We start from the raw sequence: 13,906 nt of genomic DNA, 5'->3' as shown, positions 1-13,906 counted from the left end.
GATGTCTGGAGGCACGAACATCGACATTGATCACGTTGCGAACCTGGCTCGCATCGCGTTGACGGAGGAGGAAAAGCGGACCTTTTCATCCCAGTTGGGCGATGTGCTAGCGTACATTGAAAAGCTCAAGGAGGTGGATGTTTCGGGTGTGGAGCCGATGGCGCACGCTTTTCCCGTATATAATGTATGGGCCGATGATGTTCCCGGACCGAGCCTTCCCGTGGAACAGGCCATGGCGAATGCCCCGGCCTGTCGTGACAACATGATTTCGGTTCCGAAAGTCGTTGATTAGCCGGTGCCGTCGTCGATGAAGATCCCGCTCAATTATTGCACGATTGCACAACTTTCCGAGGCTCTCCGGGAAAGCAGAGTGTCCTCGCTTGAGCTGATGAAGGCGGTGATCGCGCGCACGAGACAGGTGGAGCCGAGGGTGGCCGCATTTAGTTCCTACGATGAGGAGGATGCGCTGGCCCAGGCCAGTGCTTCCGATGCACGACGCGCCATGGGCGGTTCGCTGGGCGCGCTCGATGGAATTCCGATTGGGTTCAAGGATGTCATCGCCGTGGAAGGGCAGCCGTTGACAGCGTCCAGCAGGATGCTCGCGAATTTTGTTTCTCCCTACGATGCCACGGTGACGCGGAGGCTGAAGGCGGCGGGAGCCATATGCTGGGGGCGGCTCAATCTCGATGAGTTCGCCATGGGCTCGTCGACGGAAAACTCCGCGTTCAAAGTGACCCGCAATCCGTACGATCTCGAGTGCGTTCCGGGTGGATCATCGGGTGGAAGCGCAGCTGCACTCGCCGCGGGCTGTGCGATCGCCACACTGGGCTCGGATACGGGCGGATCCATTCGGCAGCCGGCGTCGTTCTGCAATGTTGTCGGATTGAAGCCAACCTATGGCTTGGTCTCCCGGTATGGCCTGATCGCCTATGCGTCGTCGCTCGACCAGATTGGACCCATGACGCGCACGCTGGAGGATGCCGCAATGGTGCTCGGTGTCATGGCGGGGAAGGACGAGAAGGACTCGACATCGTACCCTGCGGAAATCCCGGACTATCGCGCCGCCGTCACGAAGACGGCGGGCCCCTGGAAGCTGGGCATTCCAAAGGAGTATTTTGGAGAGGGATTGGATCCTGAAGTTGGGGCGGCGGTGCAGTCGGCCATCGAGCACTATCGGAAGCTTGGGTGCGACATTCGCGCGGTTTCACTGCCTCACACGCAGTATGGCATCGCAGCCTACTACATCATCGCCACGGCGGAGTGCTCCTCGAATCTCGCGCGGTTCGATGGTGTTCGCTACGGTCATCGATCGAGCGACGCAAAGGATATCAACGATCTCTACTTCCTGTCGCGCGCCGAAGGCTTTGGCCAGGAGGTCAAGCGCCGCATTGTGCTGGGCACCTATGTTCTCTCGAGCGGCTACTACGACGCCTACTATCTCCGGGCGCAGAAAGTGCGGACGCTCATCCGCAATGACTTTCTGGCTGCGTTTCAGGATGTTGATGCCATTCTGGCGCCCGTGTCCCCTACGCCTGCGTTCAGGCACGGTGCGAAGAAGGACCCTCTCGAGCTCTACTTGAACGACATCTATACGATCGGAGTGAACCTTGCCGGCCTTCCGGCGGTGAGCGTGCCGTGCGGCTTTGCACGAACCGGGCTCCCGATCGGCCTTCAGTTGATCGGGCAGCCTTTCAAGGAGGCCGCGCTGCTTGCGATCGGTCGCGCCTACGAAAGGGACCACCCATGGGCGGAACGACGCCCACCGTTGTGACCACGCCAGCCATGCAGTACGAAGCAGTCATCGGCCTGGAAGTGCATGTCCAGATCAAGACGAAGTCGAAGATGTTCGCCCGCGCGGGCGCCGGCTACGGTCATGAACCCAACACGCTCACGGATCCGGTGGTGCTGGCGCTGCCGGGAGTCCTGCCAGTGATGAACAAGGCCGCGCTTGATGCGGTGATAAAGGCTGGCCTGATGCTGGGGTGTCGGATTGCACCGGTCTGCAAATGGGACCGGAAAAACTATTTTTATCCGGATTCCCCCAAGAATTACCAGATTTCCCAGTACGACCAGCCGATCTGCGAAGGCGGGAGCGTCGAGATTGAACTGCCTGGTGCGGCCCGCAACCTTCAGGGGGAGCACAAGAGGATCCCTCTCACTCGCATTCACCTCGAGGAGGATGTCGGCAAGCTGAACCACGCGGCGGCCGATTCCCTCATCGATTTCAACCGTGCGGGCACGCCCCTGATGGAGATTGTATCTGAACCGGCACTACACACGCCCGATGAAGCATTCGCGTATCTCACCGCACTGAGAACCGTGATGGTCCATGCGGGGATTTCCGACTGCGACATGGAGAAGGGTCAGTTGCGCTGCGACGCGAACATTTCGATCCGACCGGCTGGCGAGCAGAAACTTGGCACGAAGGTTGAGCTGAAGAATCTCAATTCGATCTCCTTCGTGAGGGATGGAATCGCGCACGAAATCAAGCGCCAGATCTCTGTTCTGTCCTCGGGAGGCGCGATTCGCCAGGAAACGCGTGACTACGACGGGCTGACCGGCACGTCTCAGGCGCTGCGTTCCAAGGAAATGGCGCACGACTACCGCTATTTTCCGGATCCGGATCTCATGCCCGTCAAGGTGGACGAGGCATGGCAATCGAGACTCAAGGCTGAATGCCCTGAACTGCCTTTCGACAAACAGAGACGGTTCCAGGAGCAGTACAAACTGCCCTACACGATCACCTCGGTATTGATCCCCGATCGCGAACTCAGCGAGTACTTTGAGGCGGCGGCGAAACTCGCTGGTGATGGCAGGGCGCCGGCCGTGGGCAATTGGATCATCAACGACCTCTTGCGAGAATTGCGGCTCCAGAGGCAGTCGATCCCGGAGGCCAGAGTCCGGCCTGTGCACATCGCCGAACTCGTCGGCTTGATTGATGCTGGCACGCTCCTGCCCAATCTTGCGAAGGACGTGTTTGTCGAGATGGCCGCAACGGGTCAGCGGCCGGTGGCGATCGTTGAGTCCAAAGGCTTGGGAACTGCGACGGATTCCGGCGACCTTGAGAAGTGGTGTCGTGAAGCGATTCTTGCCAACGCGAAGTCGCTGGCTGACTTCAAGGCGGGCAAGGAGAGCGCCATCAATGCGTTCAAAGGCCCCGTAATGAAGGCGGCGAAGGGCCGTGCGAATCCGAAGCTCGTGGACGAGATGCTGCGTGGCCTGCTTGCAGAGATGTAGGCACTGTCGCTTGTAATCCCTGCTCCAGGGTCAGACGGTACAGATCCTGACGCCCTCCGCGAGAGATTGCAGAGGCGAGCGCTTCGGAATAAACTCCTGGGCCACGAAACCCGTGAAGCCGGTTGCCTTGATCGCACGCATTATCGCCGGGTAGTAGAGCTCCTGCGTTTCATCGATTTCGTTGCGCCCCGGATTGCCGCCCGTGTGATAGTGGGCGATATACTTGTGATGTGTTTGAATCGTCCGGATGACGTCGCCTTCCATGATCTGCATGTGATAGATGTCGTAGAGCAGTTTGAATCGTTCCGAGCCAACGCGCTTGCAAAGCTCGACTCCCCATTCGGTATGGTCGCATTGATAGTCGGGATGGTTGACCCGGCTGTTCAGCAATTCCATCACCACGTTCACTCCTGTCTTTTCGGCTTTGCCCATGATCCGCTTTAGACCCTCGGCGCAGATTTCGAGGCCCAACTCGTCAGCCTGACCCTTGCGGCTGCCGGAGAAGCAGATGACATTGGGCACGCCGGCGTCCGCGCACTCCTGGATTCGCTTGATGAATCCTGCCTCGAGTCTTTCGTGGTTCTCCCGGCGATTGAAGCCATCGCGGATGGTGCTGGATCCATTGGCCATGGCACATGTCAGGCCATGTTTCTTCAGCAGGGGAAAATCCTCGGGGCCGAGGAGTTCAATTGATTCGAGGCCAAGTCCCTTCGCTGCGGCAGCCAAGTCCTCAAGAGGAATGTCCTTGTAACACCATTTGCAGACCGAGTGATGAAAACTCATGGAACGGGAGAGTGGGGCTTCGGATGCGGTTAGAGAGGTGCCGGCGTTTGCACCGAGCAGCACTGCTCCGGCCAGCGAGGCGACGGCTTCGCGACGGGTGATTGGGTGTGACATTGCGCAAACAATGAAGACTTCGGTCGTGATTCGCAAGTCCGGTCGCATTCGGGTGGAGCCTCAGATCGCGTGCAGCCGGACAATCGAGAATGATCGTGCACCACAGCTTGCCCGCGGCGCTGATACACTTACGATTGACGAATGAAACCCGCACCCTTCTCTGCACCGGTCTCCCGTCGTGGTGCAATTGCCATGCTTGGTTCAATTGGTACTGCTGTGATGACATTGGACGTTTCCGCGGAACAGGAGTCGAGCGAACGGATGTTTGCATCGCGGATTGCAGAGGTGCATACCCAGCCGTTCGTGCTGCCATCGCTTCCTTATGCCTACGACGCTCTGGAGCCGCATATCGATGCCCGAACGATGGAGATCCACCTTGCCAAACATCACAAGGCCTACGTCGACAATGCAAACAAGGCCTTGAGTCTGCTGCCTGGGCTGAGGAAATACACGGCGGAGGACCTGCTGTTGAATCTCCTCGAAGCTCCTGAACCGGCTCGCGCCGCATTGAGAAACAATGTCGGTGGACATGTGAATCACTCGATCTTCTGGAAGCTGCTCATTCCGGGAGGGGCGCGTGCCCCTTCAGGACGTTTGGCGGATGCAATCAGGTCGACGTTCGGCTCATTTGATGCATTTGCGAAGGAATTCTCGACCGCTGCCTCGTCACGTTTTGGCAGCGGATGGGCGTGGCTGGTTGTGCCGGAACAGGGTGGACTCAAGATCCTGTCAACGGCGAACCAGGATTCGCCATTGCTGGAGAATGCGGTGCCGATTGTTGGGTTGGATGTCTGGGAGCACGCCTACTACCTCCAGTATCAGAATCGCCGGGCCGACTACATCCAGGCCTTTTGGAAAGTGCTCAACTGGGATGTAGCTGCCAAGCACTTCGCAGCTGCCGCGTAGGTGAATCCATGGCTTGACCAACAAAAAAACCCGCACCGTCAGGGTGCGGGTTCTGTCTGCACTGGGGAGTGCGGTCTTTTTCAGCCTTCCGACAAAGATGCCTTGGATGCGCCTGGGCTGATTCCGAAGAACTCCACCATGTGACTTACATCGGTGTAACCCCTTGACTGGAGGAGATCCTCCACCCGTTTGATGGCGGTGTTAAGCTCGGCGGAGGTTTGCGGATCGAGTTGTTCCATCGTATTGGAAGACTTGCAGACCACGTGATAGGTCGTTTCTCCAGCAAGGTTGATCTGCCAAAGGCTGGTGCCATTGTGGAAAAAGCAACGTCGAACCAAGCCCAGTTCTTCAAATGCCGCGAGGCAGCGGTAGACGGTTACCAAATCGCAAAACGTATTACCTTTAAGATCATTGTGGATCTGCTCAATACTCGCAGGCTGTTCGCGTCGAATCAGCGCATTCAGGATGGCAATGCGAGGCTGCGTGATTCTCAGGCCAGCGGCACGCAGGCGGGCAACGGCGACTTCAATGGGAGTACTCCGTGTTGTCGCGTCCGTGGAAGGCAAGGTGTTTGTTTCTTGAGTTTCAATCATGGTCAATGGTTTGAAAGAGAAATCGCAAAGTGCATTAACGCAAATGAGAAAATTGCGGCAAGGCGGAGTTCATGATGTCCAAGCACTAGCGCAAAGTTTAAGCATTCAGGAAGCCGGCGATTGCGGATTCCGGGCAGGTATGCAACAAGTAGCTCCTGCCATCACCATGCCGGAACTGGATTTTGAGGAAATTATCGAGTTGATTCGGAAAGAGGACTCTCGTTTTGACCGACGCGCCTATCTGTTTACCCGGGAAGGCTTGGACCATGCGGTCAAGGCTTTGAAAAAGCGCGATAGCAGGCGCGCGGGTCGTTCACTTCATGTTACAGGGCCGGAGTTGCTTGATGGGTTGCGCGTGTTTGCCCTCGAGCAGTTTGGACCATTGGCAATAACGGTCTTGAACTCCTGGGGAGTCCGGAGCTGCTCTGATTTTGGTGACATAGTTTTCAGTCTCATCGACTACAGTGTCTTCTCCAAGACTGAGAACGATCGACTGGAGGATTTTGCTGAAGTCTTTGATTTTGAAGATGCGTTTGTGAAGCCGTTCCGCCCGAAGCAACCGCCACCCGTCGGGTGGTCGCGGGCCGTTCTGGAATCTGTCTAGGCTGGTCAGCGCGCGCGGGTTGATCCAGGCGAGGATTTCCCGGCGCATTATCTGTTTACATGCGACACAGGACAAATTCGAAGACATCTGACCTCAGTTTGCTTGCTCCATTCTGGAATGAGCCGGTGGAGCGCATGGTGCTTCCCAATGGCCTTACGCTGATCATCAAGCCCGACAATTCCGCAGCCCTCGCTTCTGTGCAGGTATGGGTCAAGTCAGGAAGCATTCATGAGGGTGCCAACCTAGGTTCGGGACTGTCCCACTTTCTGGAGCACATGGTGTTCAAGGGGACCTCCCGGCGTACTGGTCGTGAAATCAGCGCCACTGTCCAGACCCACGGGGGCTACATCAACGCATACACGACATTTGATCGAACCGTCTACCATGTCGATCTTCCAAGCGAGCATCTTGAAGTGGCAGTCGACCTGCTTGCCGATCTGGTGTTCCACCCGACCCTTCCCGAGAATGAAGTCGAAAGGGAGAAGCAGGTCATCTTGCGTGAAATTGACATGGGGAGGGATGATCCTGATCAGCGGCTGGGCGAAGCGTTGTTTGAAACAGCGTTTCATCAGCACCCCTACCGATTGCCGATTATTGGGCATCGAAACGTCTTCGCGACCGCATCGCGAGAGGACCTCGTTGGCTACCATCAAGCCAGGTATGTTCCCAACAACGCAGTCGTAACCATCGTTGGCGATGTAGGCGTGGGCAATGCGCGTGCCTTGGTCGACAGCCATTTTGGATCTTTAACCCGGAAGAAACTCGCCCCGGTTCTCGTACCGATGGAGGAACCTCCGCTGGCACCGCGCAGCCTGCACCTCTTTGAGAATGTTGAAATGACGCGTGCCGGACTGGGGTGGCAGATCCCTGGCATCACCCATCCGGACGCTCCATTTCTCGACCTGCTCGCGATGATCCTGGGGAACGGGGATAGTTCGGTGCTTTGGCAGGAGGTGAGGGAGAAGGCGCGGCTTGTTCATTCCGTGGATGTCAGCAGCTGGAATCCAGGTTCCGTGGGTTTGTTCTACGTTTCGTTCAATTGTGATTCAAACAAGCGGACTGCAGCCACACAGGGTATTCTGGAAACAATTCAAGCCACGCTGAAAAAAGGCTTTGCTGCCCCGCAGATCCGCAAGGCGATTCGACAACTGGTGGTGGGTGAAATCAACTCCCGCAAGACGATGTCGGGTCAGGCCTCTCGTTTGGGTTCTGCTGAGGTGGTGGTGGGAGATCTGAAATTCTCCGAGGAATACTTCAACCGACTGAAGGGCGTCACGTCGCACCGTCTGGTGCGGGTGGCGAGAGCCTACCTTGTACCTGCACGTCTGACATCCGTTTCCCTGAATCCGAGAGAGAGCATCCCACAGGTCAATGCAACGATCGCGCATCGCCCCACTTCGCCAATTTTTGAAGAGCATCGGCTGACAAATGGCTCACGCGTGTTGTGGCAGCGGGAGACCCGCCTGCCCAATGTGCACATGCGTCTTTTGGTGCGTGGTGGAGTCGTCCACGAGCCTGACGACAAACGCGGAGCCTCGGCCATGCTGGCCACGATGCTGACCAAGGATGCGGGAAAACACTCGGCGGCGACCATTGCACGGCGCATTGAAAGCGTGGGTGGATCCTTCACTTCGGTTGCCGGCAACAACGTGATTGGTCTCGCCGTGGAATGCCTGCCTCCAGACTTCGATCTTTCCTTGGAACTGCTTCAGGACGCGGTGCTGGAGCCTCGATTCAAGACGTCAACCTTCGAGACTGAACGAGAAGCGCAGTTGGCAGATTTGAAGCAGGATGCCGACGATGTTGTCACCTACGCTCGCAAATCCCTGCGTCGCCATTTTTTTGGATCTCATCCGCTCGCACTCGATTCCCAGGGAGACATTGAAGGGCTTGCTTCGATGACGGTCGCGGTGCTGAGCAGGCTGTACCGCGAGTTGTTTGTCGCAGGAAATGTTGTTCTCGCCATTTCAGGATCGATTTCACCGAAATCGGTGGTTCCCAAGCTGGAAAAGTTCCTCGCATCGCTTCCAAAGGGACGAGTTCCTGCGCCCGAGCCGGATTTTGTTGGCATCAAGTCCGCTAGGAGCATTTCGGAGGTCCAGCAGCGCGAACAGGCCGTTGTACTGCAGGGTTATGCCGGACCTGGCATTTTGAGTCCGGACTTTTATGTCGGAGAAGTCGCCGATGAATTGTTCAGCGGAATGGCCTCGGTGCTCTTTGAACGTGTTAGAGAAGAAAAGGGACTGGCCTACTTTGTGCGTTCCGCTCGGGTCATGGGTCAGTATTCAGGCATGTTTTCTTTTCTTGCGGGAACTGCACCCGCCCATGCAGACGAAGTGCTCGGCGAGTTTGATGCAGAAATTGGGCGCGTTTCTGAGGGACGTTTGGATGCCAGGGAGCTGCTTCGGAGCCAGACTCGACTCAAGGCCGCGAGGAGGCAATCCATGCAGACGAATGCGAGCCGTGCGATGCAGGCTGCCCTTAATGGCGCAATGGGAATAGCGATCAATAACTGGCAGGAGTATGACCAAAGAGTTGATGCCGTGACACTCTCGGACCTAGCGGCGTTCGCCAGTAGCCGATTGAGAAGGAACAGTTGTATCCAATTGAAAGTTGGGCAGAAGGGCTGATGTGCAAAATAGTTGAAAATAAAGCTTGATAAACGCCATCAAATGGCATGTGCTGCTGGTGTATGAAATTCATCACCTACAAGTTTTATCGGGCGGAAATCGTGTTTCTTGCCCTTGTTGGATTGACGGTTGGAGCGGCGGGACAGGACATTGTGGTTGAAAAACCAAAGCAGATGCCGGCTGCAATCTTGCGAAAGTATGACTCTGACAAAGATGGTTTCCTGAACGAAGCGGAAAAAGCGGTATGGAAGGCGGATGTTCAGCGAGGACGCCAGGAGGCGCAGACGCGCCGATTGGAAAAATATGACGGAAATCGAGACGGACGGCTCGACAAGGCGGAAAAGGCTGCAGCGGTCGGTGACGCACTTAAGAAGCCGCGCGGGAACGCAAAGAAACCGCCAGCGAATGGCGCCGATGAAGCCTTCGAATCGGGAACATCGAATGGTACCGATCACAAGAGTGAATCTGTACCGAAGTAACTTCGCCGGCCAACTGGCACTCAATGGTTAACCTCGGGATTGTTCATTTGCCGGCCATGGTTGTGTCGATGCAACCATGGCTCGCGCCGCAAAGCATCAGTCAATGGCCGTGATTCGTGTAGCCTCCCGTCCATTTTAGCTTTGTTCGAACGACAGAGAAGTGTTCGAAGCCGGGTCTTTGCGCGAGCAGAACGCGTTTGGTGGACAACGAAACTTCGATTGGCGAGGTTTCGCACGTGAAGAGATTTCGCTGCCCATCCATGGCGACCAGCAGTCGTGACTTGGTGCGATTGTACACGAGGAGGTGCACATCGTCGCGGAAGATGATGGAGCGATTGCTCAAGGTATGCGGACAGATCGGTGTCATCGCAATGACAGCCGCAGTGGGGTGAATGAGCGGGCCGCCGGCAGAGAGGTTGTAGGCAGTCGAACCGGTTGGCGTGGAGAATATCAGACCGTCGCAATAGTATTCTGTCACAAACTGGCCGTCTGCAAAAACCTCAAGTCGGGCCAGTCGTGAATTCATCTCCGTCTTGATGAGGACGTCATTGAGTGCAAGATCGTGCTGGCCGGGGCCGGTTGAACAGTCGAGCAGGGAGCGCGGAGCGACCACATAGTTCCCGTCCAGGAGCGAAGAAAACTGCTCGCGCGCTTCCTCCGCGGAAAATGTCGTGAGGAATCCAAGACTCCCTCGATTGACGCCGATGACAGGAATTTGGAAGTGGGCGGCGGCTCCGACGACACCCAGCAGCGTACCGTCGCCTCCGATCACGCAGCATGCATCGCACCCGTGAAGGAAATCGTGCGCGATGGGAAAGCGGGTGCTGCTGCGTACGGTGACGCCGTGGGATCGTGCAATGTCTTCCAAGGCTGCAGCCAACTCAGGCGCCCCGGCTTTGTCCTGATTGATGACGAAGGCGAGGGTGCGGATGGGGTCCATGTTTGACGCGGAAAAGGCTAGAAGAAGTTGACCTGAAAACGATCAAAATTCGTCCTTCGTGACGCCGATCAGGAACTCCCGATTGCCGTCCGCTCCCTTGATCGGGGAGTCCATTGCCCCAATAATTCGTGCTGCCGGCAGGTCGGTTTCGCAGAAGGAAAGTACACCTTGGAGAACGGCATTGTGTACAGCCGCGTCCCTTATGACTCCACGACCCCGATCAACGTCGCGCTTGCCAGCTTCAAACTGGGGTTTGACCAAGGCGACAAGATTGCCGGCTTTGGAAACAAGCGGCCAGATGGCCGGGAGGACAACACGCAGGGAAATGAAGGAAACGTCAACAACCACCAACTCGAATTTTTCACGTGGCAGGTCCTTGGGATTGAGTTTGCGTGCATTGATTTGCTCGAGGTTGGTGACCCTTGAGTCTGCACGGAGTCGGGCATGGAGCTGGGCTCGTCCGACATCGATGCAGACGACATCGCTGGCTCCGTGTTGCAGCACGCAATCGGTGAATCCACCTGTTGACGCGCCGACATCGAGAACATGCAGGCCCTGAACTCCAAGGTGGAATTTTTTCAAGAATGCATCCAGCTTGTCACCACCGCGCGAAACGAACTGGGGAGGCTGATCAACCGTGAGATTGGAGGAGTCAATCGGCAGCGTTCTGCCGGGCTTGTCCAGGCGCTCGGTGCCTAGTTTGACACGCCCAGCCATGACCAATGCCTTAGCCTGAGTACGGCTCTCCGCGAGACCTCTAAGGACAAGCAGTTCATCCAGGCGCAGTCGGTTGGATTTGGCCATGATTGCTTGGCAGGTCGGTTTGCCGATGCTGCTGGGGGATTGAGAGCGCTTCCATCAGCCGCGATGGGAGATATAGGCGATGAGTTCCCTCGGGCTCGCCGTTGCGGTGCCAAGCTTGCCCACAGAGACTCCTGCGGCTGCATTGGCAAAGTGGGCTGCCGTTTCAAGGTCAGCATTGGCCGCAAGCGCGAGTACCATGGCTGCGAGGGAGGTGTCACCAGCGCCTGATGGATCAGCGACCTCTCGTGCGGCAGTGGGAATCTGCCGCACAATCCGGCCTTCCGAACTGAGAAGAAGACCGTCTTCACTCAAGGTTATCACGAGGTATTTGACATGATGGCGCTCATGGATCTTGCGGCAGATTTCATCCGCGGGAAATGGACGACCCGGTCGCCATGGCACGTCTGCGAGCTGTGCGGCCTCCGCACGGTTCGGAGTGATTAAATCGATGTCGGTGAAGTGCATCGGCCTCTTTGGCTTTGGGTCGAGCGTGACGAATATGCGCCGTTTTCTCGCTTCAGTCGCCAGACATTGGATGAGATCGTCGGTGACAAGCCCCTTGGCATAGTCGGAAACTAGAATGGCATCACATGCATCCAGCTCATGTTCCAGCCGCCTGACAACGGCTTTGGCGTCGGCATGATATGCTTCGGGGTTTTCTTCGCGATCCAACCGGCAGAGCTGCTGATGCTGCAAAATCACCCGCGACTTGATTATGGTCGAGCCGCGTCCGGCAATCGGGATTGCAGCGATTCCGGCGGAGTCGAGCAATGAGCGCAGGCGCCGACCGGCTTCATCCCTCCCGAAGATTCCAGCAAGAGCCGCTCCGGCGCCAAGAGAGCGGCAGTTCATGGCGACATTGGCTGCGCCGCCGGCCACATAGGTATCATGTGACACCTCAACCACAGGCACTGGGGCCTCGGGCGAGATGCGGGTGGCGTTTCCCCAAATGTAGTGGTCCAGCATGACGTCACCCACAACCAGCACGCGCTTGTTGGAGATTCTTTCCAGGAGCCTTTTGGCTCTTGAGGGAGAAATTGACATGGTGGAGTGTCGCCTGGAATTCAGGGTAATTCCCAGCCATAGGGATAGGACGAAAGCATGCGCGGCTTGCCTGACGTGACCAGTACCACGTCTTCAATGCGGCACCCGCCCGTGCCCGGATAGTAGAGACCGGGTTCCACGTTGACGACGGCTCCCGCTTTGAGACGGGAGTCTGATGTTTCTCCAAGCCTTGGGAGTTCGTGAACGGCGAGTCCCAAGCCATGACCGGTCCCGTGGAAGAACCCGATGGACCCTTTGGGCGTGGATCTTGTTTCGTAGCCGCGAAGCCGGAACTCATCCACGCAGGCGCTGTGCACATCGCGCCCGCTTACGCCTTCAGTGATCATTTTCAGTGCTTTCTTTTGCGCGTTTGCGACGGTCCGAACCATGGCGCGCTGTGCGTCGGAGGCACGCCCTTTCAGGAAAGTTCGTGTCATGTCACCATGGTATCCGGAGCCGTTTGCCTTGGGAAAAACGTCGATGATGATCAATTCGTTGGCGCGCAGGGGACCGCTTCCTCGGTTGTGTGGATCACAGGCCTGGTCGCCTCCCGCGGCGATGGTGTCCAAAGAAACGCCGCCAGCTTCGAGGCATGCCACCTCGATGGAGGTTCGCAGCACCTCACTGGTGAGGATTCTGCCGAGGTGGACGAGTTTGCCCGCCTTGACGCGGCTTCTTGAAAGTATGCGTTCTGCGGCCGCAATTCCAGCCGCCGAGATCCGGTTTGCCTCTCGAATGGCTTGAATCTCCCCGGGTGTCTTGACTTCCCGCTCGGGCAGGATGGGAGCATCAGCAACTTCGACCTGCATGCCCCGTCTGCGAAGTTTGGCAAAAACCGAAACTGGAAAATTGCCGGCTACAAAGCAGCGGCGAAGCTTGAGCTGTTCCGCTGCGATCAGGATGATCTCTGCGTGGGACGGATTTGTCATGCGCCACCGGGTCTTGGCCTTTTCTCTCAAAGGCTCAAGCGGCAGTACAACATCGAGGGATGACTCCTTCAACGCCCGGCCGAACTCAAGCGCACTGAAGATGCCGATCTTCCGGCCCTTGCATCGAAAGGCGATGAATGGATCCGGGACGTGTATTCCGCAGAAGTAGCGCATGTCCGGGTTGCTTGCGGAGTCAGCGCAAAGCAGGAGGTCTGAACGGGGCGTCAAACGTGCGTGCATGATGGGAGTTGATACGTTTCGGTGTTTTCATTTCGCTGCATGCCGTGAAAAACGCAAATCCGCTTTCGACAATGCCGTGGGGATGGCGTTTTTTCGCCGGCTGCATGTTCGTGATCCTCGCTGTCCTGCCATCGGCTGGGGACAAACCCGGGCAGGCACCGAAGACAGTTGCTGACGAGTTTGAGATTTCGTTGGGTGGGAAGGTTCTTTTCCTGCAACTGGCAGTGACTCCAGCGGAACAGCAGCGTGGGCTGATGGAGCGGCGGGATCTCAAGCCCGGTCACGGGATGATCTTCGTTTTTGAGCGCCCGCAGGCGATGAGCTTTTGGATGAGAAACACGCCGTTGCCACTCGACATCGGGTTCCTCGATGCATCAGGGGTGCTCCGTGAGCACTATCCGCTCTATCCCTACGATGAGAATGTCGTCAGATCCAGGAGCTCTGAGCTTCAATTTGCGGTGGAACTGAAGCAGGGGTGGTTTCGCGAGAACAAGGTCTTCGTTGACGCGAAACTCGACATGAAGGCGTTGGCCGCGGCTTTGGAGGCACGGGGCTTCAATTCCAAGGACTACCTTTCCCAACCATAGCGCAGCATGGCTGGGA

At 57.0% G+C, this 13,906-nt stretch carries 14 protein-coding genes; 8 read left to right on the top strand and 6 right to left on the bottom strand.

What is annotated here, in order from left to right; translation table 11 throughout:
* Window position 1 precedes the first annotated feature (1 nt).
* From gatC to gatB, 3 genes are read left to right on the top strand one after another with little or no spacing between them, the layout of a single operon-like run.
* Window positions 2–292 (top strand): Asp-tRNA(Asn)/Glu-tRNA(Gln) amidotransferase subunit GatC, encoded by a 291-nt coding sequence (gene gatC, locus HS122_04065; GenBank protein MBE7537570.1) that lies wholly within the window; start codon window positions 2–4, stop codon window positions 290–292.
* A 15-nt stretch (window positions 293–307) separates the two neighbouring features.
* Window positions 308–1,771, top strand: a complete 1,464-nt coding sequence (gene gatA / locus HS122_04060) for an Asp-tRNA(Asn)/Glu-tRNA(Gln) amidotransferase subunit GatA (GenBank protein ID MBE7537569.1) — start codon at window positions 308–310, stop codon at window positions 1,769–1,771.
* Window positions 1,772–1,782: 11 nt separating this feature from the next.
* Window positions 1,783–3,237: an Asp-tRNA(Asn)/Glu-tRNA(Gln) amidotransferase subunit GatB gene (gene gatB, locus HS122_04055; GenBank protein ID MBE7537568.1), complete on the top strand. Its 1,455-nt coding sequence runs from the start codon at window positions 1,783–1,785 to the stop codon at window positions 3,235–3,237.
* Window positions 3,238–3,267: 30 nt separating this feature from the next.
* On the opposite strand, the gene HS122_04050 is transcribed toward gatB, so the two are convergent.
* A complete protein-coding gene (locus HS122_04050) occupies window positions 3,268–4,134 on the bottom strand; it encodes a TIM barrel protein (GenBank protein MBE7537567.1) in 867 nt (288 codons plus the stop codon).
* 219 nt (window positions 4,135–4,353) lie between these two features.
* On the opposite strand from HS122_04050, the gene HS122_04045 reads away from it, so the two are divergent.
* Window positions 4,354–5,040 (top strand): superoxide dismutase, encoded by a 687-nt coding sequence (locus tag HS122_04045; protein MBE7537566.1) that lies wholly within the window; start codon window positions 4,354–4,356, stop codon window positions 5,038–5,040.
* Window positions 5,041–5,120: 80 nt separating this feature from the next.
* Here HS122_04045 and HS122_04040 read toward each other — a convergent pair whose 3' ends face one another.
* A complete protein-coding gene (locus tag HS122_04040) occupies window positions 5,121–5,633 on the bottom strand; it encodes a transcriptional repressor (GenBank protein ID MBE7537565.1) in 513 nt (170 codons plus the stop codon).
* Window positions 5,634–5,799: 166 nt separating this feature from the next.
* Between HS122_04040 and HS122_04035 the strand changes: the two genes are divergently transcribed.
* From HS122_04035 to HS122_04025, 3 genes are all read left to right on the top strand, one after another.
* Complete coding sequence (locus tag HS122_04035) at window positions 5,800–6,237, top strand: hypothetical protein (GenBank protein MBE7537564.1); 438 nt, start codon at window positions 5,800–5,802, stop codon at window positions 6,235–6,237.
* Between the two features lie 59 nt (window positions 6,238–6,296).
* Complete coding sequence (locus HS122_04030) at window positions 6,297–8,867, top strand: insulinase family protein (protein ID MBE7537563.1); 2,571 nt, start codon at window positions 6,297–6,299, stop codon at window positions 8,865–8,867.
* A 62-nt stretch (window positions 8,868–8,929) separates the two neighbouring features.
* Window positions 8,930–9,346, top strand: coding sequence for a hypothetical protein (locus HS122_04025; GenBank protein ID MBE7537562.1), 417 nt, complete (start codon window positions 8,930–8,932; stop codon window positions 9,344–9,346).
* A gap of 100 nt (window positions 9,347–9,446) precedes the next feature.
* Here the strand turns inward: HS122_04025 and HS122_04020 are convergent, their stop codons facing one another.
* From HS122_04020 to HS122_04005, 4 genes are read right to left on the bottom strand one after another with little or no spacing between them, the layout of a single operon-like run.
* Window positions 9,447–10,286, bottom strand: a complete 840-nt coding sequence (locus tag HS122_04020; protein MBE7537561.1) for an NAD(+)/NADH kinase — start codon at window positions 10,284–10,286, stop codon at window positions 9,447–9,449.
* A gap of 42 nt (window positions 10,287–10,328) precedes the next feature.
* Window positions 10,329–11,090 carry a TlyA family RNA methyltransferase gene (locus HS122_04015; GenBank protein MBE7537560.1) on the bottom strand — a complete coding sequence of 254 codons (762 nt, stop codon included), beginning with the start codon at window positions 11,088–11,090 and terminating at the stop codon, window positions 10,329–10,331.
* Window positions 11,091–11,144: 54 nt separating this feature from the next.
* Window positions 11,145–12,134: a hypothetical protein gene (locus HS122_04010; GenBank protein MBE7537559.1), complete on the bottom strand. Its 990-nt coding sequence runs from the start codon at window positions 12,132–12,134 to the stop codon at window positions 11,145–11,147.
* Window positions 12,135–12,154: 20 nt separating this feature from the next.
* Entirely contained in the window at window positions 12,155–13,303 is a 1,149-nt protein-coding gene (locus HS122_04005; GenBank protein ID MBE7537558.1) for an aminopeptidase P family protein, read from the bottom strand.
* A gap of 71 nt (window positions 13,304–13,374) precedes the next feature.
* Between HS122_04005 and HS122_04000 the strand changes: the two genes are divergently transcribed.
* Window positions 13,375–13,890: a DUF192 domain-containing protein gene (locus tag HS122_04000; GenBank protein ID MBE7537557.1), complete on the top strand. Its 516-nt coding sequence runs from the start codon at window positions 13,375–13,377 to the stop codon at window positions 13,888–13,890.
* Window positions 13,891–13,906: the final 16 nt, after the last annotated feature.

Source organism: Opitutaceae bacterium (assembly GCA_015075305.1).
Classification (GTDB): domain Bacteria; phylum Verrucomicrobiota; class Verrucomicrobiia; order Opitutales; family Opitutaceae; genus UBA6669.
Note: the sequence above shows the minus strand (reverse complement) of the source record. Positions and strands in the feature narration are given on the sequence as shown.